Annotated in this window: 20 protein-coding genes, 1 tRNA gene and 2 pseudogenes; 13 read left to right on the forward strand and 10 right to left on the reverse strand. The window is 64.4% G+C overall.

The window, feature by feature from the left end; genetic code table 11:
• Both acnA and H276_RS0110485 read left to right on the forward strand, forming a co-directional pair.
• Positions 1 to 378: pseudogene (gene acnA, locus H276_RS22835) on the forward strand (aconitate hydratase); the annotation flags it as partial.
• A gap of 61 nt (positions 379 to 439) precedes the next feature.
• Complete coding sequence (locus tag H276_RS0110485; RefSeq protein ID WP_019971264.1) at positions 440 to 847, forward strand: helix-turn-helix domain-containing protein; 408 nt, start codon at positions 440 to 442, stop codon at positions 845 to 847.
• A gap of 119 nt (positions 848 to 966) precedes the next feature.
• Here the strand turns inward: H276_RS0110485 and H276_RS0110490 are convergent, their stop codons facing one another.
• Entirely contained in the window at positions 967 to 1791 is an 825-nt protein-coding gene (locus tag H276_RS0110490; RefSeq protein WP_036460923.1) for an IclR family transcriptional regulator, read from the reverse strand.
• A 310-nt stretch (positions 1792 to 2101) separates the two neighbouring features.
• Between H276_RS0110490 and H276_RS0110495 the strand changes: the two genes are divergently transcribed.
• From H276_RS0110495 to H276_RS0110505, 3 genes are all read left to right on the forward strand, one after another.
• Positions 2102 to 2404, forward strand: coding sequence for a hypothetical protein (locus H276_RS0110495; RefSeq protein ID WP_018601307.1), 303 nt, complete (start codon positions 2102 to 2104; stop codon positions 2402 to 2404).
• Positions 2405 to 2558: 154 nt separating this feature from the next.
• Complete coding sequence (locus H276_RS0110500) at positions 2559 to 3368, forward strand: IclR family transcriptional regulator (protein ID WP_019971266.1); 810 nt, start codon at positions 2559 to 2561, stop codon at positions 3366 to 3368.
• Between the two features lie 69 nt (positions 3369 to 3437).
• Complete coding sequence (locus tag H276_RS0110505) at positions 3438 to 3887, forward strand: nitroreductase family deazaflavin-dependent oxidoreductase (protein WP_019971267.1); 450 nt, start codon at positions 3438 to 3440, stop codon at positions 3885 to 3887.
• 42 nt (positions 3888 to 3929) lie between these two features.
• Here H276_RS0110505 and H276_RS0110510 read toward each other — a convergent pair whose 3' ends face one another.
• Positions 3930 to 5018, reverse strand: a complete 1089-nt coding sequence (locus H276_RS0110510; RefSeq protein WP_019971268.1) for a diguanylate cyclase — start codon at positions 5016 to 5018, stop codon at positions 3930 to 3932.
• Positions 5019 to 5211: 193 nt separating this feature from the next.
• Here H276_RS0110510 and H276_RS0110515 point away from each other — a divergent pair, with 193 nt between their 5' ends.
• Positions 5212 to 5637, forward strand: a complete 426-nt coding sequence (locus tag H276_RS0110515; RefSeq protein WP_019971269.1) for a DoxX family protein — start codon at positions 5212 to 5214, stop codon at positions 5635 to 5637.
• Positions 5634 to 6536 (forward strand): sigma-70 family RNA polymerase sigma factor, encoded by a 903-nt coding sequence (locus H276_RS0110520; RefSeq protein ID WP_019971270.1) that lies wholly within the window; start codon positions 5634 to 5636, stop codon positions 6534 to 6536. The genes H276_RS0110515 and H276_RS0110520 overlap by 4 nt, the downstream gene beginning before the upstream one ends.
• A gap of 360 nt (positions 6537 to 6896) precedes the next feature.
• On the opposite strand, the gene H276_RS0110525 is transcribed toward H276_RS0110520, so the two are convergent.
• Positions 6897 to 7376, reverse strand: coding sequence for a hypothetical protein (locus tag H276_RS0110525; RefSeq protein ID WP_231376652.1), 480 nt, complete (start codon positions 7374 to 7376; stop codon positions 6897 to 6899).
• A 149-nt stretch (positions 7377 to 7525) separates the two neighbouring features.
• Between H276_RS0110525 and H276_RS0110530 the strand changes: the two genes are divergently transcribed.
• On the forward strand, positions 7526 to 7726 hold the full coding sequence (locus H276_RS0110530; RefSeq protein ID WP_019971272.1) for a hypothetical protein: 201 nt from the start codon (positions 7526 to 7528) through the stop codon (positions 7724 to 7726).
• A 545-nt stretch (positions 7727 to 8271) separates the two neighbouring features.
• Here the strand turns inward: H276_RS0110530 and H276_RS0110535 are convergent.
• The gene (locus H276_RS0110535; protein WP_019971273.1) at positions 8272 to 8562 is read right to left on the reverse strand and encodes a hypothetical protein; all 291 of its coding nucleotides are present in this window, start codon (positions 8560 to 8562) and stop codon (positions 8272 to 8274) included.
• A gap of 1924 nt (positions 8563 to 10486) precedes the next feature.
• Here H276_RS0110535 and H276_RS24625 point away from each other — a divergent pair.
• Positions 10487 to 11929: a sigma-70 family RNA polymerase sigma factor gene (locus H276_RS24625; RefSeq protein ID WP_036460899.1), complete on the forward strand. Its 1443-nt coding sequence runs from the start codon at positions 10487 to 10489 to the stop codon at positions 11927 to 11929.
• Positions 11930 to 12562: 633 nt separating this feature from the next.
• On the opposite strand, the gene H276_RS0110545 is transcribed toward H276_RS24625, so the two are convergent.
• Together H276_RS0110545 and H276_RS22845 are read right to left on the reverse strand one after the other, a co-directional pair.
• Positions 12563 to 12636: transfer RNA gene (locus H276_RS0110545), tRNA-Met, on the reverse strand.
• A 362-nt stretch (positions 12637 to 12998) separates the two neighbouring features.
• Positions 12999 to 13178, reverse strand: a pseudogene (locus H276_RS22845) (site-specific integrase); the annotation flags it as partial.
• On the opposite strand from H276_RS22845, the gene H276_RS0110555 reads away from it, so the two are divergent.
• Complete coding sequence (locus H276_RS0110555) at positions 13131 to 13373, forward strand: hypothetical protein (protein WP_155943042.1); 243 nt, start codon at positions 13131 to 13133, stop codon at positions 13371 to 13373. The pseudogene H276_RS22845 and the gene H276_RS0110555 sit on opposite strands and share 48 nt — an antisense overlap.
• Before the next feature lie 907 nt (positions 13374 to 14280).
• Here the strand turns inward: H276_RS0110555 and H276_RS0110565 are convergent.
• Both H276_RS0110565 and H276_RS0110570 read right to left on the reverse strand, forming a co-directional pair.
• Positions 14281 to 17274 (reverse strand): UPF0182 family protein, encoded by a 2994-nt coding sequence (locus tag H276_RS0110565; RefSeq protein ID WP_026356818.1) that lies wholly within the window; start codon positions 17272 to 17274, stop codon positions 14281 to 14283.
• Between the two features lie 96 nt (positions 17275 to 17370).
• On the reverse strand, positions 17371 to 18399 hold the full coding sequence (locus H276_RS0110570) for a PDZ domain-containing protein (protein ID WP_026356819.1): 1029 nt from the start codon (positions 18397 to 18399) through the stop codon (positions 17371 to 17373).
• A 73-nt stretch (positions 18400 to 18472) separates the two neighbouring features.
• On the opposite strand from H276_RS0110570, the gene H276_RS0110575 reads away from it, so the two are divergent.
• From H276_RS0110575 to H276_RS0110585, 3 genes are read left to right on the forward strand one after another with little or no spacing between them, the layout of a single operon-like run.
• The gene (locus tag H276_RS0110575; RefSeq protein ID WP_196807887.1) at positions 18473 to 19876 is read left to right on the forward strand and encodes a zinc-dependent metalloprotease; all 1404 of its coding nucleotides are present in this window, start codon (positions 18473 to 18475) and stop codon (positions 19874 to 19876) included.
• Positions 19877 to 19928: 52 nt separating this feature from the next.
• Positions 19929 to 20774, forward strand: a complete 846-nt coding sequence (locus H276_RS0110580) for a hypothetical protein (protein ID WP_019971280.1) — start codon at positions 19929 to 19931, stop codon at positions 20772 to 20774.
• Positions 20775 to 20817: 43 nt separating this feature from the next.
• A complete protein-coding gene (locus tag H276_RS0110585; RefSeq protein WP_026356820.1) occupies positions 20818 to 22152 on the forward strand; it encodes an AarF/ABC1/UbiB kinase family protein in 1335 nt (444 codons plus the stop codon).
• A 139-nt stretch (positions 22153 to 22291) separates the two neighbouring features.
• On the opposite strand, the gene H276_RS0110590 is transcribed toward H276_RS0110585, so the two are convergent.
• The gene (locus H276_RS0110590; protein ID WP_019971282.1) at positions 22292 to 22609 is read right to left on the reverse strand and encodes a WhiB family transcriptional regulator; all 318 of its coding nucleotides are present in this window, start codon (positions 22607 to 22609) and stop codon (positions 22292 to 22294) included.
• Positions 22610 to 22751: 142 nt separating this feature from the next.
• On the reverse strand, positions 22752 to 23030 hold the full coding sequence (locus tag H276_RS0110595; protein WP_231376653.1) for a hypothetical protein: 279 nt from the start codon (positions 23028 to 23030) through the stop codon (positions 22752 to 22754).
• Between the last annotated feature and the right edge of the window lie 68 nt (positions 23031 to 23098).

The raw sequence follows: 23098 nt of genomic DNA on the forward strand, positions 1-23098 counted from the left end.
TACGGCTCCGGCTCCTCGCGCGACTGGGCAGCCAAAGGCACTGTGCTGCTCGGCGTAAAGGCCGTCATCACCGAATCCTTCGAGCGCATCCACCGCTCCAACCTGATCGGCATGGGCGTCATCCCGCTGCAATTCCCCACAGGCGAATCCGCCGCCAGCCTCAAACTCGACGGCACCGAAACCTACGACATCACCGGCATCGAAGCACTCAACCAGGGCAAAACCCCCAAAACCGTGCACGTCACAGCCACCAAAGAAGACAACTCCAAGGTCGAATTCGACGCAGTAGTCCGCATCGACACCCCCGGTGAGGCGGACTACTACCGCAACGGCGGCATCCTGCAGTACGTCCTGCGCAACATGCTCAAATCGACCTAGGAGGTAAACGCAACGGCGGTGCTTGTCGAAGTCGTCGACGGCGACCCGGCACAATGGCGGCATGACAACCGAGGATGATCCGTCGTCAGGTCCGAGGGATCCCTGGCAGCCCCAGTCGGACACGCTTGGCAGCTTCATCCGCATGCAGCGCCAGCTGGCGCACCTGTCGCTGCGAGAAATGGCCGCAATGACGGCCGTCTCCAACGCATACCTCAGTCAGGTCGAGCGTGACCTCCACCAGCCGTCGCTGAAAGTGATGCGATCGATCGCCGATGCACTCGGTATACCCACCGCCGATCTGCTGCGCCAGGCCGGTGTCGCGGAGCCGGAAGGAGCGTCCGCCACGTCAGCGACGGAGGACCCGGACTCTATGAACACCGAGCGGGCGATCAAGACCGATCCGCGGTTGAGCCAGGCGCAACGGGAGGCGCTGCTCGGCGTCTATCGCAGCTTCCTCGCAGAAGGCTGAACCGAACTCTCCCGACGCAGGCCCCACGGGCGTACCTGGACGGCCAAAGCCACCGTGTGACAGTGGATTTCAAGTGCAGATCCATCCCATCGGGATGCCTGCGGATCACATCGGTTCAGCTATAACGTAGAGCCGAGCGTCATCGACGCTTCGTACGGAACGGTACGCAAAAGCCGTTCCCTCGGCTGCTCGTCGAGAGATCCGCCTTTGAGCTCACGAGCCAGGCTGCCACAAGCCATCGCGAGAGCGGCCGTAACTGTCGCCAGCTCCCGGCGCGGGTCGGACACCCGCAACTCCAGCACCGCAATCGCCTTGCGATCGCCGAACACCGGCATCGCGACCGCGTTCGATCCGATCTCAAGTTCACCGACAGACACGGCGAATCCCGCCCGTCGTATCGAGACAAGGCTGTGCCGCAATTGATCGGCTGACGTGATGGTGTTCTTGGTGAACTCAGGCAGGCCATTCATGATCAGCCGCTCGGTGTTCCGCCGCGCAGAAAACGCCAGCAGGGCCTTGCCGAGCGCGGTCGCGTGAGCCGGAAGCGTCGCGGAGGTGTCGAAACTCGTGACCGGCTGGTTGGGTCGCTTCTCGATGTAACGGACCGCGGTCCCGCACAACACGCCCAGGCGTGCAGTGCGATGCGTCGCAGCCGACAGGTCATCGAGCACAAACGGACCACGTTCTGCCAGGGTCGGCGGTCGCCACCCAGCCGCTCCCAGGCGCCGCAACCGAGGCGCGACGCGATAACACCCCGAGGCGTCGCGCTCCAGGAAATCCGTGGCGGCCAGCTCGACCGCAAAGCGGTGTGCAGTCGAAACCGGCAACCGGGTGAGCCGGGCGATCTCGGTCAACGAATGCACATTGCTGTCAGTGAACGCCAGCAGAATCGCGGCGATCCTGCTCGTGACCGATTGCCCGGGCCCTGTCGAATTTCCTGCCATCGCACCTTCCTGACGTGGTGAAAAGCTCCCCCACAGGGCCCACCAAAGATATGTGACATGGATCATATCGCCGGTCGTATCGAAAGCCCGCAGCCGCACCCGTCCCCAGCCGGAGCTCCTCAAAAACATTCCTCGACCGGTTGTAGCTGCCGACCGACACTCCAGGAGTGCCCGGATTCACGGTTGCTCACGGGCCGATCCCGTCAGGACCGCAACCAATCCCCTGCCACCATCGATTGACATTCAGTGCATGCGTTAACTATAGTTATCGTTGTTCGCATCCGAACTAAACAGCCACCAGGGAGAAACAATGAACACCGCACAGGAAATCGGCCAGAAGGTTCAGGAACAGGCGCTGGAGACCGTCCGCAAGACGCAGGACGCCGTCGTCGAGGCTGTCACCATCTGGACCGAGACGGCCAACAAGCTCGCTGCACAACTGCCGGAATTCGCCAAGGATTACAAGGGTCCGGAATTCGCCGACTTCACCAAGCAGTTCCCCACTGCCGCAGACCTCATCGATTCAAACTTCGATTTCATCGAGCGGCTTCTGACCAACCAGCGCGACTTCGCCCAGCGCATCCTCGCGGCCACCCAGCCGGTCGCCAAGTAAGCGGTTCGATCGACAACGAGCGGGCTGCGCGCCCCACCCGGGCCGTAGCCCGCTCATCGTGTGTCAGTCCAGGTTCGAACGCCACGGTCGACTCGACGGCGGGCTCGCATTCACATATACGTTGTTCACGCCGCATCTCTGGGAGTACAGGCTCATGGCAGGCAATTCGACAGATCCGGGCCGTTCGGTCACCAGCAAAGTCGCGGCAATACTGATGGCATTCGGCGGCGGCGCCGTTCTGACCCTGACCGAGGTCTCCAGCATCGCAAACCTGCCCACATCGACCACGCATCGTCTGGTGTCCGAGCTGCTGGCCTGGCGCCTGCTGGAGCGCACCGATGAAGGCGGTTACCGGATCGGCCTGCCGTTACGAGTCATCGGAAAAGACGCGGCCGATTTCGACGTCCTGAACCGCGCGATCCTCATGGTGCGGGCTCGTCCGGTGCTGGACGAGTTGGCCTGGACGATGCGCACGGACGCGAAACTGGGCACGCTGCTCGACGACGAGATCGTCTTTCTCGGAAACAGCGGACCGAGCGCTACGGGGGCATCTCTGACACCGGCTCCGCCGGCACATACAACCGCCATCGGAAAAGCCTTGCTGGCCTTCTCGCCGACAAGCGTCATCGACCGGGTCCTCGCCGAAGGCACGCGGGCGGCGAAGACGATGACCGCGCCGGACAAGCTTCGCCAGGAACTATCGGTTATCCGGCTCACGCAAGTCGCGACCGCGTGCGATGAATCGCATTGCGCCCCTGCGGCGATTGCCGTGCCGGTCTTCAGTGGCGGGGGCAATGTCGCTGCGGCGATCGAGTTGACAATCCGCGACTCCGGTATCGGCGTCACGGCCGCCACGGGTGCACTGACCGTGGCGTGTCGAAGCCTGTCCCGACAATTGGCCACCGAGTTTCGCGACGACGCCGCAAATCGCTCCCGCGGGCACCGGAACGAAACCGCAGTGTGAGCTGACGAATCACCTTGCGCGCCAACACCTGACCTGATGGCGAGACATCGAGGATCACCATTGTGGAATATGCCGCTGGCGTCCGGTGTTGCGCCCGTGGTGACTGAAGCCGAGCTGAGCCCAACCGACTGGGTACGCAAGCAGACCGAACAGATCCTCAAGCAGGGCACCACCGACGGCGTCGAAATCCTCGACCGCCCCGTCGTGTTGTTCACGACGACAGGCGCCAAGTCCGGGAAGAAGCGGTACGTGCCGCTGATGCGGGTCGAGGAAAACGGAAAGTACGCGATGGTCGCGTCGAAGGGCGGCGCACCGGAGCACCCGTCGTGGTACTTCAACGTCAAGGCCAATCCGGCGGTCACAGCGCAGGACGGCGACAAGATTCTCCAGCTGACTGCACGCGAACTCGCCGGCGACGAGCGTGAACACTGGTGGAAACTCGCCGTCGAAGCCTATCCGCCGTACGCCGAGTACCAAACCAAGACTGCGCGGCAGATCCCCGTCTTCGTCGTGGAGTAAGCGCATCGTCTGGACGTCAGCGGCACCGGCTGAGCATCCCGTTCAATCCGAGGACTCACCGCCACAGGCCAACGTCGGATAGTAGGCGCTGGTGACCCGGTTGCCGCCGCCGCTCCTGGACTGCTGCATCGCGCGCGTTGCCAGGGTCACGAGGGTGTCGACGACTTCCTCCGCGGAAAGGTCCGCCGCCGAGCGCAGCGGGCTGCACACAGACCCGATACTCGTGGTCAGCCGCATTTCAGTGGTGTTGATCGAGCCACGTATTCGATCGACCAGCGGCGACGGATCGTTGGTCTTGAACACGTCGGCGATCAGGAAATCACTTTCGGTGACGTGTGCCAGCGGCACCTTGTGACGAATCGTCTCCCGCAATGCGCGCCCGACAGCAACCCGCGCGCTGAGCGTGCTATTCGCGCCTTCCATGTCGGTCAGCAGCGCTATGTCGTCGATGAACACTGCAACCACGACGAGGTACTGGTCGTCGTGGCGACTTGCGGCACCGAACATTGTGGCCGCTGCGATGTCGAACGCTTCCCGGTTGAGCAGCCCGGTCAAGGGCTCGATTTCGTCCGGATGCCGCATGGCGTCGGGGTCGACGAGGTGCACCGCCATTCGGCACACCAGCGACGTGAACGCCAGGACCAGGCTGACGCCGATCGCGCCGGCCACACCCACCAAGACGTCGGTGAGCGCCACCCGCACCGCGAGGTATACGACGACGATCTCGCCGGCAGCCAGTGTCAGCAGCCACACCCGACGGCTGTGCAGGAAGGCCGCGTAGCTGGTGAGCATCGCGTAGACCGACATGCCGAGCAGACCGATCGTCGCGTTGGTCAGCACCAAGCAGGTGACGATGATCCCCAGAGCTCCGACGGCGAGGATGATCAAGGACTCGCTCCGGCTGGGCCATTGCAGGCGCCACCACCGCCAGGCCATCACGATCCCGCCGATGGTGATCAAGCCCGCCGTGTAGCGCACAGGGCCGCGCATCCCGACCGAACTGGCAAACAGGAGCAGTGGTACCACACTCAACACGAGCATGGACACCGCGTTGAGCCCCCGCATCCTGCCACGCAGGCCAAGCGCCGCCAGGTGTGCGGTGCGTCCGTAGTAGTGGTCGTACGGACTCACGCCGCACCCCCCTCACCGACTGTTACGACGGAGGTCCGTCGCGGCCGGCAGCTCAAAATCTGCGACACAGCCGCAATTGTCCCACTCCCGCCCAACAAGACCGCCCGGCCCGGCGCTATCGGTCACATTCCGTCGCCCTGCGGTGTCGGAGAAGTAGAAGCACGTTCACCGATCACAGCGAACAGGGCATGACATGACTGCAATCACCAGACCTCGCAGTACTTCCGCACGCGCGATCGCCTACTGGATCACCACCGGTCTGCTCGCCGTAGAGCTGATCCTCGGCGGCATTTGGGACGTCCTGCGTCTTCCGATGGTCCGCGACGTCGTCACCGACCTCGGGTATCCCGCCTATCTGCTGGTGATCCTAGGGACCTGGAAGCTGCTGGGTGGAGCAGCGATCCTGGTCCCGGGATATCCCGTGCTGAAGGAGTGGGCATACGCAGGCGCCTTCTTCGTCTTCTCCGGGGCGATGGTCTCGCACTTGACGACGGGCAAGGACCTGCAGGAGCTTGGAGTTCTGGCCGTCGCGCTCGTGCTGGTAGTCGCATCGTGGGCGCTGCGTCCACCCAGCCGCCGCGCCAGCGGCACAGCGGACCGGTCGGCATCCGGCCCATGACCGGGACAGAGGAGTGCGACCCCATGCCGGACAACAACCGGTGGGCGGAGCCGTTCGAACGCGCCCGACCACAGTTACGCGCGGTCGCCTACCGCATGCTCGGTTCGCTCGCCGACGCCGAGGACGCCGTGCAGGAAGCGTGGCTGCGGCTCAGCGGTGCCGATACCACGGCAGTGCACAACATCGACGCGTGGCTCACCACCGTGGTTGCCCGCATCTGTTTGAACGTGCTGCGCGCCCGACACATTGGGCCTCAGGAGGAATCACTCTCGTCGATGCCGGATCCCGTCATCGACGCGCCAGACGACATCGACCCGGAACATCAAGTGCTGCTGGCCGACTCGGTCGGGTTGGCGTTGTTCGTCGTCCTCGACACACTCGCACCCGCCGAACGTCTTGCCTTCGTGTTGCACGACGTGTTCGCGGTGCCGTTCGACGACATCGCGCCGATCGTCGACCGTTCGGTCGAAGCCACCCGCAAATTGGCGAGCCGGGCTCGCCAGCGCATCCAAGCAGCCGGAGCATCACCCGATCGCGACCTGTCCACCCAGCGAGACGTCGTCGACGCATTCTTCGCTGCCGCGCGCGCCGGAGACTTCGACCGGCTGGTGGCGGTTCTGCATCCCGGCGTCGTGTTGCACGGCGACTTCGGTCCGGGCGGCAGCCGATCGGAGCACGGAGCAGACGCCGTGGCCCGACTCGCCAGTTTGTATGCCCGCTCGGGTGCGCAGGTGCACCCGGCCACGGTCAACGGTGCGGCGGGTGCCGTCATCGTCACAGCCGGCCGGGTCGCAGCGGTCATGGGCTTCGTCGTCGTCGGCGAACGGGTCACCGAAATCGACGTGCTGGCCGACCCGCGACGACTGTCGCGTCTCGACGTCAGCGCGGTGCTCGATTGACTTTGTCGGTGCGCTACCCCGGGTATGCCGCGTCAGTGGTCATACCGTCAGACGTCTCGCGCTGGGCCAATGAATCATTCGAATTTCTTCGACGCCCGTGTTTAAGCGGCAGAACCTGTGAGCCGCAGAGGTGTCCCGCATCGACCAGGTTGCGCTGCGAAAAATGACGAAAGGTATTGCACCGCTGCCAATGTCGCGCTGTACGGCGACGAATGTGCGTGGCCGGCCGGCGGCCATGAAGGTCTGCGGCGATTCCTGTGGAAGATCGCAGATCTTGAGCTGTGTCGTTTGAAATTTCCTGATGGATAACGATATTCGGCTTTCGGTTCCCGAGTCGCCGGATCAACTCGATTGCGCCGGTCAGACGGTCCTGCCGCTCCGGGTAGGTGCCGAACGACCGGGTGCCGCGTTCAGAAGATGGCCCCACTCTCGCCGTGCGGTGCGGAATGCCGGCTGCAGGTCGTCCACTTCGTTCCTCACCTGCCGACCGGAGGCCAGATCAACCAGGGCCTCGGCTAATTCGGACGGGCACATGCGGCAACTCTGCGCTACCTCGATCAACTCGACGATCTCGTCTTCCCATCGTCGACAACGCAACCCGACCAGTACACCGGCTGCAAGGCTGACCATTCGTGCTTGAGCAATGTGATGCTTCTCGGGGCTCAGATCCGCTTCATAAGTTTCCAACGTTGTCTCCTGCATGAACCCGCCGCTGACCACTGGGCATACCCGGGCGTCGACGCGGCCAAACTCCCCCCAAAGTCGACGGTTGCCCAATGCCGCGCAAACGACCGGGTGGTGCCAAGACTTTCCCGCGGTTCTGTCGTACGCGGTTTCCAAGGGGCGCACTCTAGTCCGCACCGAAATACGCGCTCCGCCAGTTGAATACAACGGTTCACCCGTACGCCCACGACATTCCAACACGACACGCCCCTTGTAGCCGCCGGTCACCGGGCCTACGGTTAAATTTGACGGAAGGTGGTCCCGCGATGGAAATCTACCGGTGGTGGCTCAATCTGCCCCTGGACAGCAAGGAATGGCTGCGCGAGAACCTGCGCGCCAAAGAACTACCGCCACAAGTGGTGCAGCATATTGCCGAGGCCGGAGGGCCTGGTCCGGACAAGGCCAGCGACGTTCTGACCGCGGCAGATTGGGACTTTATCGAGACGCAGTCGGAGTTCGTGGACTGACGCTGGCTGAGCTGCGGGCTCGGGCCGGACTGCACGACGCTCGGTCTCGGCGAGCGGCCGCGTCACGACAATCAACCCGCGTCCCCGCGGTGCGCCGCCCGTACGGTCAGCGACCGAATCTTGAGCAGAGCACGCGCCGAACCCGCCCTCAGCGGCGCGGGCAAGAACGTCCGAGATTGCTAACATTCGACCACCGCGCACAGAACCGGCACGGTCAACTTTGCAGAAGCAGTTCAGCCACAGTTCGGCATCAGTTTTGGAGAGAGCCCGGTGCCGCGATATCGGCCGGGGGTGCGGAAGAGTCCGCCCAGTTCGCATTCCACTTACGCCCGGCCGCGGACTGCCGCAATCCCTTGCAAGACTGAACCTCCGACCAACAACCGAGGGGACGGAGCCGATCCCGACGAAATGCGCGGAATTGCATTTTGACGCAAAAAAGCATCGCCGCCCCATTTACCATCCTGGGGAGAGACCCATTTCGCCGTGACGGCCAGAAGCGAAGGCCGCTAATAAGCGGCCTTCATCGGCATACGTCACGTCGTTTGCTAGCTCCTGTCTGCCCCAGCCGCTCCATCTGAGTGGCGCTGACTGGACTGCGAGCGATAGGCTCGCGCATAGGCACTGATCGGCTTCCGAAGGGCAAGCGCGCCGAAGGCGCCGCCGATCGCGGTCAAGGCCGCCACGCCGCTGAGTTTCCAGAACAGCTCACCGTGACCTGTCTGGTGCACGATTACCCAGTAGGCCACGCAGCCGGCGGTGAACAGCAGGATCCCTGCGAACAGCACACCGAAACTCGACGGGTAGTTGGTTTTCCTATCGGTGCTCTTTTTCACCATGTCTCCCTGTTGTTGGAATCAAGGTCGCATCGTTGCGGCCGATTGGAAAAGTAATCCGGGGAGACATAGTTGCCTTGACCCTTGACTCGCCGAGTGATCATAGTACTGCACTATTGGGAAGTCAATGGCTTATGTGTCAACTCTCCTCCTGCACCATATAACCAGAGGTCGAATTCAAAAGGACTTTGGCTGCGGAGTCGAATGCGCTCACCGTGGCCAGCCAATTTCCGTCAGATACCGAGCGCTGCGGCGAGATCTTTGCGTCGTAGGTGGCAATGGGTCGTGGATGGCAATGGTAAGCCTCATTCCTCCCGTGCGCAGCAGAACATCGGTCGCGCCGTACGGGTCGGCGTAATCGCGCCGCGTGCGACGCAACCGCCGACCCGGCGGCTTCAGCAGACCGCGGTCCCGTCAAACCCAGACCGGTGAGCCCGTGGCTAGCCCTATGAGGCGGCGGTCGGCGGTCCCGGATTCTTTGCGACGGTGGGGGCACTGGTGGAGCAACCCGACGTCAGGATATGACCGCCTGGGTTCTGCGCCAGGGCGCTTCGCTGAGCTTGGTAAATGAAGGGGCCTATCCCGGTGGCGTCATCCTTCGCCCCGGCGATGGCAAGCGCGATGCATGGGGCCTGGGTACCACCCATGTATCCGCAGTTCGAACCGCCCTTGCTTACGCAGTCGTTAAGGGAAGCGATCATCGCGGAATGCTCATCCGTTCCGGTTCCCACGCCGCCGATCTGATCATTCGGGGAGCTCGCAGTCTGTGGGTATCCGCGGCTGACCGCCACCCAGGTGCTGGGCGGAGTTGGCGGATTTGGTGGAGCCTCAACGATTGTCGGGGGTGGAGTGGGGGCCGGGACGGGCGGCAGCGCATTGGCCGGTCCGGCCGCGGCGAGCGCACCGGCGACCATCGTGACGGCAACCAGCGTTGTGGCTGTCGCAATCAGTCCGCGACGGGGCGGGCTCTGGTAGGTGGTGGTCATGGCGATTCTCCTCTCGAGTTGAGGCCCGCGGTGGGCTCATACACCTGTAGGAGCACGCCACACGCCCCGGTCGGACACTTTTTGCGGCCTCGATCCGCGCGATCGGATACACGTGGGTGAACGAGCACGTGAGCGCTGGTCGTTTGGGGCTCGCATCGTTGCCGGTTCGACGAAGTCGCTGCCATGGCCAGTCGCATCGCCCGCCACGTTGACAGGCAGGCCTGATGCGGATGTGGATCGTGCCGGGTGTGACGGTCATCGTGTTTGGCCCCCTGCCATATCCGGGGCAACGCCCGACCGCTCCGGAGAAAGACGAATTACCGATTTGAGTTGTCCACTCATTATTGATCAATTCGCTGTGATGGTAGGCATAATATTGCGTTCGAGTATTCGAGCGGATAATGAATACTTGCCAGAGGGGTCGGCGAGTGTCATTCTGAAGCTGAGGCGAGTACCGGCATTTGGTCGCGTCCTGATTTAGTGGAATCACCAAAGAGAACTGGCTGGGCGGCTGATGGTGGGTTGCACAACAGAAATTGTGAGTTTCCTGTCTATATGCTGTGTAATTACCGCATATCGCGCTGTGGTATGGATCTCTGTAATTCAAGTTTTCGGTGACAACTGGACTGGTTTGGTCAGCTCGGTTGCGTCGGCCACACCGAGTTTGAGGTGCCGCCCGACCGGCCCGATTAGTGATGGCACCTCCGAGTGCTTGGAGCGAATGCGGAAAAGGTGTCCTCGTCCGCGGCGCCTGCCACTCCTACCTCGTGAGGAGCAACACGAGCGAAGGGAGCGCGCATGCCCGTCGTATTGCGACCGCCGACCGCCGACCGCCGGCGGCCAGAGGACCGCTCCCGTCGGGCTCGGATCGACAACCAAGTCGTGGGATCAGCACTGAGATCGCGGGTTGTCGCCGACGGATCCTTGAGGAGGCGATGGTAATGACCGCACTGCCAGACTGGGACGCGGTCACCGACGCTGAGCTGGCCTGTGCGGCCGCCGCGGGTGATCGGGGGGCGTTCGCGGGGATCTACGACCGATACGCCGACCGGCTGTACGACTTCTGTGTCGGCATGCTGCGGGATCGCGACGGCGCGGCCGAATGCGTCCAGGAAGCGTTTTGTATTGCCGCAGACCGTCTGCCTCAGCTGCGCGACGCGGACAAGCTGCGTCCGTGGCTGTATGCGATAGCACGCAACGAGGCGTTACGCGCCATTCGCGAACGTAGCCGCGAGCGGGTCGTTGACCAAGTGCCCGAGGAAGTTTCGACCGAGCCGGGGCCCGAGATACTGGCGGTCCGCACCGAACTGGCTCGTCTGGTGGCCGAGGCCACGGGTGGATTGTCCGAACGTGACCAAGCCGTTCTGGAGTTGACCTATTGCCATGGCTTGGATGGACCCGAACTCGCCACGGTGCTCGGTGTGAGCCACGCCAGCGCCAACAAGATGACACAACGACTGCGCGACACGGTCGAACGATCCCTGGGTGCACTGCTGGTTTCCCGCAGCGCCCGGAACAATCCCCGCGGATGCGCGGAGCTGGCCGCCATCATCGAGGGCTGGGATGGCGCCTTTACCGTACTCATGCGCAAGCGGATCGCCCGCCACATCGAATCTTGCCCGACGTGTGACGAGCAGCGCCGCAGACTAGTCAGCCCCGCCGCACTGCTGGGCGGTGTTCCGGTATTCGTTCCGGCCCCCGACTGGCTACGTGATCACGTCCTGCGCCGAATTCGCCTCACCGCCAACGCAAATGCCACGGGCACGCCGGTGGATCGCCGCGAGAGATCGGGCATCGTGCACGGCGGCGCCGACGGCAGTGATCGAGGTCGCTTGTCTCGCCGGCTGCTGCTCAGTGCGGCACTGGTTGTCGTCCTCGCCGGTGGGCTGGCAGTAACCGTCGTCCGGCCGGGTCCCCGCAACCTACCGGTCAGCCCGGCCAACCTCACCCAAACCACGGCCGCGCCGAGGACTACATCGATGACCGCTTCGCCGCGCACCGCCGAGGCACCCCAGCGCAGCGCGACGGCTTCGCCGATCATGCCGGTCGTGCCGTCGAGCGTGGCGGCCAGTGTGGCCGACACTACGGCGAGCACACGGCAGCCTTCCCCGGCAATACCCTCGGAGCCGCCACCCGCCGCACCGATCGAATCCACTGTCCCGGTGGCCACACCGGTGCCGCCGTCGATCACGCCCCCAGCGCCGCCCCCTGCTACGCCAGTCGTACCGAGTGCACCAGTGGCGCCGTGGCGTCCTCCCCTAAGGCCGATCCAGTCGCCCACCACCGGTCCGATCACACCCGCCAAGCCCGTCCCGATACGCCCGCCGCGGGCACCCGTTGCACCTCCCGCGATACCAGTGACAACGCAGCCAGTCATCGGATGACATCACGCCTGTCGTCCACCGTGACTTTCGACTGCCTGATCATCTCGGCAGCAGGTTCGGTCGAGAGCCTCGACCAGCGACCTGAATGCCCGACACGCGGCGCGTCGAAACAGTGTGTCTCCCAACAGAAATAATTCGAGCGGCCGCGTGAAGCCATGTCGTCGCTGCCTCGCGTGGTGAACGACTGACCTCGGCCACTTCGAATTCCTGTAAGCCCTGTGCGAAGACAAGATCGCCCGCCGCGAGTCCGCCGTCCTGAGGCCGACTGCGTCGCGTCAGTCCGAGGAACAAGCCACCACCAGCGACCGACATCGAGCGCGAGACCGGCTACGAAGAGGAAACGGAAGATCGACCGGAGCCCTACCACGCGAAACATCGAGCACCGAACAGACCCACCGCCAGCAAACAGAACCACATACGCTTGAAGACCAGCAGAGTCAGCGGTTCGCCTCAGTCACCTCACGGTATCCGGCTCGTGGGATGAAGAAAACCCTAGACGCGGCCATACTGGCCTCGTAGGCGAACTTAGAACCCGACGCTAGAAATCGACGAGCACGGCTAGGGTCACAAATCCCTTGACACATCCAATGAATCGGCCCCCCGGAGTTTCCTCCGGGGGGCCGATTCCGCTAGTAGCGGGGACAGGATTCGAACCTGCGACCTCTGGGTTATGAGCCCAGCGAGCTACCGAGCTGCTCCACCCCGCGTCGGTGAACTTAAGGTTACCGAAGTGGTTGGCACTGCACCAAATCGAGTGCTCAGAGGCCCTTTTTGGCCGAATCAGCCGTACAAATCAGCCTCTGAAACGCACCACCTGACCGCATCAGAACGGCCCCGGCTGGGTGGCAGCGTTCGGCGAGAGCGGCCACCCAGCGCCGAGGGTCCTCGTCAGGCGAATCAGCGCCCGTCCGGCGTCGTCTGATAGCGCGAGTTCGACAGCTGCGCACTGGTGGGGCCACGGCATCAACTCGGCCACGAGCAAGTTCAGCAATCCGCGCGATCCTTGAGCTGCCTCAACGACCCGCCCGAAATTGAGGACCAGTCTGACGACGAGACAGGTTGACCACTTCTACGCGTTGCGTTTGCTCTGCAGCTCTACGACGTTGTCACCGGCCACCACGCCACGGCCTACCTTCGGTGCGACCTGTTTGTCGTCATTGATGTAGTCCGCATAGATGGTCAGCGTCAGCACGAACGTGGAATGTCCGAGCCACTTGCTGACCTGCATGTAGTGCTCGCCGTCCTGCAACTGTCGGCCGGAGTGCACTTCATGCAGGTATCAAAATGGATGCGGCACAGCACATTCAACCTGACGTTGAACACCGACGGCGACTGGGTGCCCGAAGAAGACGGCGGCGCACTCAACACCCTGCCAGAACCACCTGCGCCGACGGCAGTACCTACCGCGACGATCCTGCAAATGCCTGTGCGGCAGGTGAATTAGGACGGCTCCGGCTTGCCCGCGTTCTCTCGCCGACGCTGTACGTAGTGTTGAGATTGCGTACATGGTCGCGAACTCCCGTCGATCACAGCCGTAGATGCAATCTCAATGCGTCCTGGCAACCCGAGGGTATTGGCTGCAGAATCGTTGCACGCGAACGATGCTGCCGCCGCTTCACCATCTCGCACCCCGCGTTCTAGTGTTTGCAGAGGAGTACGAACTCACTGACGGCGATGTTGGCGACGTGACAGCGTCGTGACCGTAGCGCGGCAGCAGTCCGGCTGCATAGCGGAGTTAGCCGCCAAGTCAGAACAACCCCGGCTGGGTAGCAGGGTTCGGCGAGGGCGGCCACCCAGTGCCGAGGGTCCTCGTCAGGCGAATCAGCGCCCGTCTGGCGTCGTCCGACGGCACGAAGTTCGGCAGCTGCCCACCACCGGACCAGGCATCAACTCGGCCCACGAGCGCTTCGTCCCGGACCGCACCGCGTCTGGCGATGGGCACCGCCACTCCTACCGCGTCCGCTGCGTGACGGTGGCATAGCGCGCTGGAGCCGCGTCCGTCATGGGTCAGCGCCCACCGAGCATCCTGATATCGACGGCGGTCTGCACCGAGACCGAATCTGAGCGTTCCACACACCACGGCGCCCACGCCCGCATCACCACCGCAGCATCTGCTCCATCGAAATTGGTTGCTCAACCGTAGAACTCAGGCAGAAGCCCCGGGAGAAATCGGGATTCTCCGCAGCGTCCGTAGTCCGACAGCAGCGCGGTGCGGGGTGGGTCGACGGTGCTGGCCGGTCATGTCTGAAGTCAGCATCAGAATCGTGTCAGGGGAGGCCAGCAGACGCATATGTCCCCCGACACCGGCGTGTTGGGGGACATACGCGTCTGCTCGCGTGGGAAGGGTGAGGCTACTTGGTGGTGTCGTACTTCTGCATCGCGTCGGCCAAACGCTGCAGCGCCTGCCCGTAATTGGCGAAATCACCACTGCGCTGGGCCTCCTGGGCCGCCGCCACTGCCGCGTCGATCTCCTGCAGCGCTGCAGCCTTGGCCGGCGACAGCTGCACGGGCGGCTGGCCCGGTACGGGCACTGACACTTCCGGTGCTTGGCCGGCCTGACCTGCCGGTGGTGGCGGCGGCGCAGCGTTGGGCGCCTGGCCCTGCACACCCGCCTTCGCGTCCGTGGGTGCGACATTCGTCGCGGTTGCACCGGCTCCTGGACCGAACAGCTCGGTCAGTGCGTCACTGACCGTCGGGCCGTAACCGACCTTGTCGTTGTAGAGCATCGCCACCCGGATCAGACGCGGATAAGACGATGCCGCGTCGCTGGTGCCCGGCGAAGCGTAAACCGGTGCAACATAGAGCAATCCGCCCTCACCGACCGGCAGGGTCAACAGATTGCCCCACCGGATGCGGTTCTGGTTGTCCCGGCCGATCACACCGAGGTCCTGGCTCACTGCGGTATCGGTGCTGATCGCGTTGAACGCCAGCTTGGGACCGTTGACCTGACCTGGGATGGTCAGAACGGTGATCTTTCCGTAGTTCGACGGATCCGAACTGGCACTGACGTAGGCGGCCAGGAAGTCACGCTGGAACCGGTTCATCGCACTCGTCAACTGGAACGACGAGGAATCGTCGTTGTTCGCAATGTCCTTGGCGACGATGTAGTACGGCGGTTGGTAACTGCTGGCTGTCGGGTTCGGATCCAGCGGCACATCCCAGAAGTCCTGCGCGGAGAAGAACGTGATCGGGTTGTCCACGTGGTACCGAGCCAGCAGGGCCCGCTGCACCTTGAACAGGTCCTCCGGGTACCGCAGATGTTCCTGCAGTTCCGGGGAGATGTCGCTCTTGGGCTTGACAGTGCCCGGGAACACCTTCTCCCACGCCTGCAGTACCGGATCGCTCTCGTCCTGGGCGTAGAGGGTGACCGTGCCGTCGTACGCGTCGACAGTGGCCTTGACCGAGTTACGGATGTAGGACACCTTCTTGTCCGGCGCCAACCGGTTGACCGCCACCTCGTTGGAATCCGCGGTCGCGCTCGACAGCGTCGTCAACTCCGAATACGGGTAGTTGTCCAGCGTGGTGTAGCCGTCGATGATCCACACCATGCGCCGGTTGACGATCGCCGGGTACACACTGGTATCGGTGGTCAGCCACGGGGCCACCGCCTGCACCCGCTTGGCCGGATCGCGGTTGAACAGGATCTTGCTGTTCGCGCCGATCACGTTGGAGAACAAGAAGTTCCGCTCGGCAAACTTGGCCGCGAACACACTGCGCGACAACCAGTTGCCGATCGGGACACCGCCCTTGCCCTCGTAGGTGTAGTTCTTGGTCTCGGTGTTGGTCTCGTAGTCGTACTCACGGTCAGGGCCGTTGCTGCCGACAATCGCGTAGTCGGCGTCGGTATTGGCGATTACCGGACCGAAGTACACCCGCGGCTGGTCCAGCGGAGCCGGACCAGGCGACACCACGCTCCCGTTGGCGCCCACGACACTGGCCAAGAACTCGGGATAGCCACCATTCTGGTTGGGGTCGTTGGCGATCCCGCGCACGGTGTTGGCCGGCGAGGCGATGAACCCGTTGCCGTGGGTGTACACCGAGTGACGGTTGATCCAGTCTCGCTGATTGTCGATCAGGCGGTCCGGGTTGAGTTCGCGGGCGGCCACCACATAGTCCCGCAGGTTACCGTCGGGACCGATGTAGCGGTCGATGGACAGCTGGTCGGGGAAGTAGTAGAAGTTCTTGCCCTGCTGGAACTGGGTGAACGCCGGGCTCACGATGGTCGGGTCGAGCAGCCGGATGTTCGATGTGGTGGCCCGGTCCGCGGCGACCTGGGCCGCCGTCGTCTGCCCGTTGCTCTCGTAGTTGCGGTAGGTCACGGTGTCACTGGTGAGACCGTAGGCCTGCCTGGTCGCCGTGATGCTGCGGCTGATGTACTCGGCTTCCTTCTGCGCCGCATTGGGCTTGACGCTGAACTGCTCGACGATCAACGGCCACCCTGCACCGACCACCAGCGAGCTCAACAGCAACAGCACCACGCCGATCGCGGGGATCCGCAAGTCCCGCAATACGATTGCCGAGAACACCGCCAAGGCGCAGATCACGGCGATGGCCAGCAGGATGAGCTTGGCGGGCAACACCGCGTTGATGTCGGTGTAGCCGGCACCGGTGAACGGCTTGGCCGCACGGGTGACGCTGAGCAGCTCGTAGCGGTCCAGCCAGTAGGCGACCGCCTTGAGCAGGATCAGCGTGCCGCCGAGGCTGATCAGCTGGATACGAGCCGAGCGGCTCAGCGCGCCGGTACGCCCGGCCAGCCGGATACCACCGAACAGATAGTGGCCCAGCAGGTTTGCGATGAACGCCAAGAACGTCGCGACGAACAGGTAGGTGAGGATCAGGCGGTAGAACGGTAGATCGAACGCATAGAACCCGAGATCGCGCCCGAATTGCGGGTCTGTGATCCCGAAGTCGCCGCCGTGCAGGAACAACTGGATGCGCACCCAGTAGGTCTGGGCGACGATGCCGGCCAACAGGCCGATGAACACCGGAACACCGATGCCGAACACCCGCAGGCGGGCCAGCACCGTCGTGCGGTACCGGGCGACCGGGTCGTTGGGCCCGGTGGCGGGAACGAACACCGGGCGCGTGCGGTAGGCCAGCGCCAGCCCGGCGAACACGATTGCACCCAGCGCCACTCCGGCGACGAGGAACACGATGAGGCGAGTGGCGAGCACCGTGGTGAACACCGACCGGTAGCCGAGTTCTCCAAACCACAGCCAATCGACGTAAGTGTCGATGAAGCGCGGCCCGATCAGCAACAGCAGCACCACCACGAGTGCCAGCACGATCAGAACCCGGCTTCGTCGCGTCAGCTTCGGCATCCTTGCCGCGGGCCGCATACCCACTCGTCAACTCCAGTCTCGGGATTCCCGGATTACTGGCCTGCCTGTCCGGCCTGCCGGATTTCCCACAACTCTAGTCAGGTCCTCCGTGGGGGCGGTTCAGCAGCGCGGAGGTTCGCCACCGGCAGAAAGCGTGTGCAAGGCGTCGACGGCCTCGGTGAGCGTGTCGACCTTCACCAGTTCCATGCCGTCCTGCTGCGCCGAGCGGGCCTCGGCACAGTTGTCTGCAGGCACCAGGAACACCGTCGCGCCGGCTTCGTGGGCGGCCAGCATCTTGTGGGTGATACCACCGATCGACCCGACCTTGCCGTCGCCCGTGATGGTGCCGGTGCCCGCGATGAACTTGCCGTCGTTGAGATCGCCGGTAGTCAGCTTGTCCACCACGGCGAGGCTGAACATCAGGCCCGCTGACGGGCCGCCGATGTTGGCGAGGTTGAAGGTGATGTCGAACGGCGCCCACGGGGCTTCGAGCACGCCCACTCCCAGGAAGCCGTAATCGCGGTCCGAGTTGTGACCCAGGGTGATGGTGGCCGTGCCGGCGGGAGCGTTCTTGCGGCGGTAGTCGATGACGATGGTGTCCCCTGGTTTGGTCGCCTTGAGCAGCGCCTGGAACTCATCGAGGTTGGCCACCGGCTTACCGTTGACCCCACCGATCGCGTCGCCGACCTGCAGCTTGCCCGCCGAGGGGCCCGGATCGGTCACGCTCTGCACGGTCACCGCCATCGGGTACTTCAGGAACGACAGCGCCGCATCCTCGGCGTTGTCCTCGGAGCGCTTGAAGTCGCTGGTGTTGGCCTTGTCGATCTCGTCCTTGGACTTGTCCGGCGGGTACACCAGGTCACGCGGCACCAACTGTTCGCGGCCCGACATCCACAGCGTCAGAGCCTGACCCAGGGTCAGCCCGTCGCGCTGGGAGACTGTCGTCATGTTCAGGTGCCCTGCCGTCGGGTGCACCCGGGCGTCCGGTCCCTCGATGTCGACGACTTGTTTGCCTTCCACCTCGCCGAGGGTGTTGAAGGTCGGACCAGGCCCCAGAGACACGAAGGGCACCGTCACCACTGAGAGCAGCACGCCGAAGGCCAAAATCGGCACCAGAGCCACCACCAGCGTCAAAATCCGCCTGTTCACGCCGCCAACAGTAAAGCCTGCGGCGTCAGGTTCACTGACAGCGTGACCCACCGCGCCGCGGGCGCACCCTGTGGTGAGTACCGTTGGGGATATGGCTGACCTGCCCTTCGGCTTCTCCGCCGGGGACGACCCCGAGCGCGACAAGCGCAAGAAAGACCCAGATCCGGGATCCGGACCCGGCCCTGGCTCTGATCCGTTCGGTTTCGGCGCCGGGGGTGCCGGCTTCGAAATGGGTGACCTGGGCCAGATCTTCACCAAGCTCGGCGAGATGTTCAGCGGGGCAGGCACGGCGATGGCCGGTGGCGGTCAGTCCGGCCCAGTGAACTACGACCTGGCCCGCCAGTTGGCGTCGAACTCGATCGGCTTCGTCGCCCCGGTGCCCGACCAGACCAAGGGCGCCGTCACCGACGCGGTCCGGCTCGCCGAAACCTGGCTCGACGGTGTCACGGCACTGCCTGCCGGAACCAGCCACACGGTCGCGTGGACGCCGAGCGATTGGCTCGACAACACGCTGGACACCTGGAAGCGGCTCTGCAATCCGGTGGCCGAGCAGATCTCGACGGTGTGGGCTTCTGCGTTGCCCGAGGAAGCCCAGAGTATGGCGGGCCCGCTGCTGGCGATGATGTCGCAGATGGGCGGCATGGCCTTCGGTTCCCAGCTCGGCCAGGCTTTGGGCAAGCTGTCTCAGGAGGTGCTGACCTCGACCGACATCGGACTGCCGCTGGGCCCCAAAGGGGTAGCGGCGCTCATGCCCGCGGCCATCGAATCGCTCTCGGAGGGCCTGGAGCGCCCGCGCAGCGAGATCCTGACGTTCCTGGCGGCCCGAGAGGCCGCGCATCACCGGCTGTTCAGCCATGTGCCGTGGCTTTCCAGTCAGTTGCTGGGCGCCGTCGAGGCGTTCGCCAAGGGCATGAAGGTCGACATGTCGGGCATCGAGGATCTCGCCAAGGGATTCAACCCGGCCTCGCTGTCGGATCCGTCCGAGATGGAGCAGCTGCTCAGCCAGGGCATGTTCGAACCCAAGGCGACACCCGAGCAGGAAGCCGCCTTGGAGCGGCTGGAAACCCTGCTCGCGTTGATCGAGGGCTGGGTGCAGACCGTGGTATCCGCGGCACTGGGTGACCGGATTCCCGGCACCGAGGCGCTGTCCGAGATGCTGCGCCGGCGGCGGGCCACCGGCGGCCCCGCCGAGCGGACCTTCGCCACGCTCGTCGGCCTGGAACTGCGGCCGCGCAAGATGCGCGAGGCGGCCGCGTTGTGGGAGCGGCTGACCGAGGCGGTCGGCTCCGACGCCCGCGACGGCGTATGGCAACACCCCGACCTGCTACCCGACGCGTCCGACCTCGACGAACCCGCCGGTTTCATCGACCGGGTGATCGGCGGCGACACCAGCGGAATCGACAGTGCGTTCGAGCAAGCGATCGCGGATCTGCAGAAGGAACAGGATGAGGGCCCCGAACGCCCCGACGAGTCCTGAGGCCTGTGGATAACTGACCGGGCGGTGCCCCGCGTCGTGGCAGAGTCATGTCATGACGACGCGGTATGTGCTGGCAACCGATCGGCCTGTGCTGTTGCGGCCCGACGGAACAGTCCAGGTGGGCTGGGATCCCCGCCGCGCGGTGCTCGTCCGCCCGCCCGGGTCGATGACACAGGCCCAACTCGCCGGGCTGCTGCGCACTCTGCAGGAAAGCGGTGCTTCCCGAGACGAACTTGCCACTGCTGCAACACAATTCGAATCGGCCGAGGCTGTCGATGAGGTGATTCGCGCGTTGACCGACGCAGGCATCGCCACCGTCGAATCACCGCACCCGGCACGCACCGCATCGGTGCGCATCCACGGCCGGGGACCGCTCTCGGAACTGCTTACCAGTGCCTTGCGCTGCTCGGGCGCGCGAGTCCGGCACACCAGCCGACCGCACGCAGCGGCCGTACCCGACGCCACCGACCTCGTGGTACTCGCCGACTACCAGGTCACCGAACCACGGATGGTGCGCGAACTGCACGAGGCTCGGGTTGCACATCTGCCGGTGCGGCTGCGCGACGGCGCCGGATTGGTCGGCCCGCTCGTCATCCCGGGGCTGACAAGTTGCCTGCAGTGCGCCGACCTGCACCGCAGCGAGCGGGACGCGGCATGGCCGGCACTCGCGGCACAGCTGCGCGGCACGGTCGGTACCGCCGGGCGCGCGACGATCCTGGCCACCGCGGCGCTGGCGCTGCGCCAGATCGATCTGGTGATCCAGGCGGTAAGGGAGGCCGACGCCCCGCGACGCGCCCCCGCACCGCCGCCGACGCTGGACACCACGCTCGAACTCGACGCCGACGGCTACTCGATCACCGCGCGTCGCTGGTCACGCCACCCTGACTGCCCGTGTTGAAAACCGTACGTTGCCGCTGAAGTGTGGCTCGTTCAGCGCCGTCGTGGATGATGGACTGGTGTCTGACATCAAACGGGGAAGCGTCGCACGCAACGCCAAGCTCGCGGGCTTGGCGGGCGGCATGGCCGGCCGGGCGGCTCTCGGCTTGGGCAAACGCCTGACCGGTAAGTCCAAAGACGAGGTCACCGCCGAGTTGATGGACAAGGCCGCGCAGCAATTGTTCACCGTGCTGGGTGAGCTCAAGGGCGGCGCAATGAAGGTCGGACAGGCCCTTTCGGTGATGGAGGCCGCCATCCCCGAGCAGTACGGCAAACCGTATCGCGAGGCACTGACCAAGCTCCAGAAAGATGCTCCCCCGTTGCCGGCAGCGAAGGTGCACCGGGTGCTCGACGGCCAACTGGGCACCAAGTGGCGGGATCGGTTCACCTCGTTCGACGACACTCCGGTCGCCTCGGCGAGCATCGGCCAGGTGCACAAGGGCATTTGGTCCGACGGCCGCGAGGTAGCGATCAAGATCCAGTACCCGGGCGCCGACGAGGCGCTGCGCGCCGACCTGAAGACCATCCAACGACTCGTGAGTGTGTTCAAACAGCTGGCGCCCGGCGCCGACATCCAAGGCATCGTCGATGAACTCACCGAACGCACCGAAATGGAACTGGACTACCGGCTGGAAGCCGAAAACCAGCGCGCCTTCGCCAAGGCGTACCGCAACGATCCGCACTTCGCCGTACCCTCCGTAGTCGCCAGCGCACCCAAAGTCGTCATCGCGGAATGGATGGACGGCATCCCCATGTCGGTGATCATCCACGGGGGCACCCCCGAACAGCGCGACCTCATGGGTACCCGCCTGAGCGAATTGACCTTCGACGCGCCCGCGCGGCTGGAGATGATGCACGGCGACGCGCACCCGGGCAACTTCATGCTGCTGCCTGACGGCCGCATGGGTGTCATCGACTTCGGCGCCGTTGCCCCGATGCCCGGCGGGTTCCCATCCGCGTTGGGACGAACGATCCGGCTGGCCCGCGACCAGAAGTACGATCAGCTGCTGCCCGCGATGGAGGAAGCCGGTTTCATCCAACGGGGCCAACAGGTTTCGGTACAGGAAATCGACGACATGCTGCGCCAGTACGTCGAGCCTGTCGAGGTCGACGTGTTCCACTACACGCGTCGCTGGATCCAACGGATGGCAGCGGGTCAGTTGGACAACTCGGTGGCGCAGCTCAAGATGGCCCGCCAGCTCGACCTGCCGGCCAATCTGGCCATCCCGCTGCGCGTGATCGCCTCGACCATCGCCATCTGCTGTCAGCTTGATGCCCACGTGCCGGTGAAATCCATTGCCACCGCACTGGTTCCGGGATTCGCAGAAGAAGCCGCCTGACCTCTTGGAATTACTCACCTAGCCGAATGTCACGCTGGAGTGACGCCGGCGTTCGGGCGTCACTCCAGCGTGACAGTGGGGGCAAGCGGAGCCGTGACAGGGGGCAGACCAAGCCGGACGGGACGGATCTGCCGTGGCATCATGCCGCGGCCGGATTGCTCTCGACGTCCTTACGCGGACGGCCGCGCGGCCGCTTCCGGGCGACGATGCTGCCGCGGTCGAGGATTTCGCCGCCCCACACTCCCCACGGCTCCTGCCGCTCCAACGCCGCGGCCAGACACTCGTTGCGGATCGGACAGTCCGCGCACAGCGACTTGGCGCGCTCGAGGTCGACGGGGCTCTCGGCGAACCACAGATCCGGGTCCTCGAGGTGGCACGGCACCGCCGGCAGTCGCTTCTCGCATGTCACCGGCGTGAACCCCGTCTCCGGAGCGTTCATCGCAATCGACATGTGCATATCCCCCTGCTTCCTGGTCGTAGTTTCGGCGATCGATCTGTCTTGTGACGGATCTGCGACCAGATTCCTCGGGGGATACCGACAAATATGGCCACGGATCCGGTTGACGCGGGTCCGTGGCCATTGGGCGGTGATGAGAGCTCTACCTAGGTGGGCTCCAATCCACGGACGCGCGGGGCATAGCGGCGGCGGCGCGGCGCTTGTGCGCGGCAATGCCTGCGACAGGCGGCCACACGGCGTTGGCGACGGGCAGATGCCGCTCGGCCGGGACCGCAGCAGCGGCGACCACGCCAACACGGGCAGCGGCCGCCGACCCAGCATGGGCGGCGGCAACCACGCCGGCAGCGGCTACGGCATAGCCGGCACGGAAGGAGGGCATGCTTGTGACCGCGACACCGCTGACTTTGATGTTGCTGATCATTTCGGGCATCCTCCTTCCATCTCGTCACCAGAGTTGGTGATTTTGAGGCTAAAGCTTAACAGCCGATT

The organism is Mycobacterium sp. 141, assembly GCF_000382405.1.
Taxonomy (GTDB): Bacteria; Actinomycetota; Actinomycetes; order Mycobacteriales; family Mycobacteriaceae; genus Mycobacterium.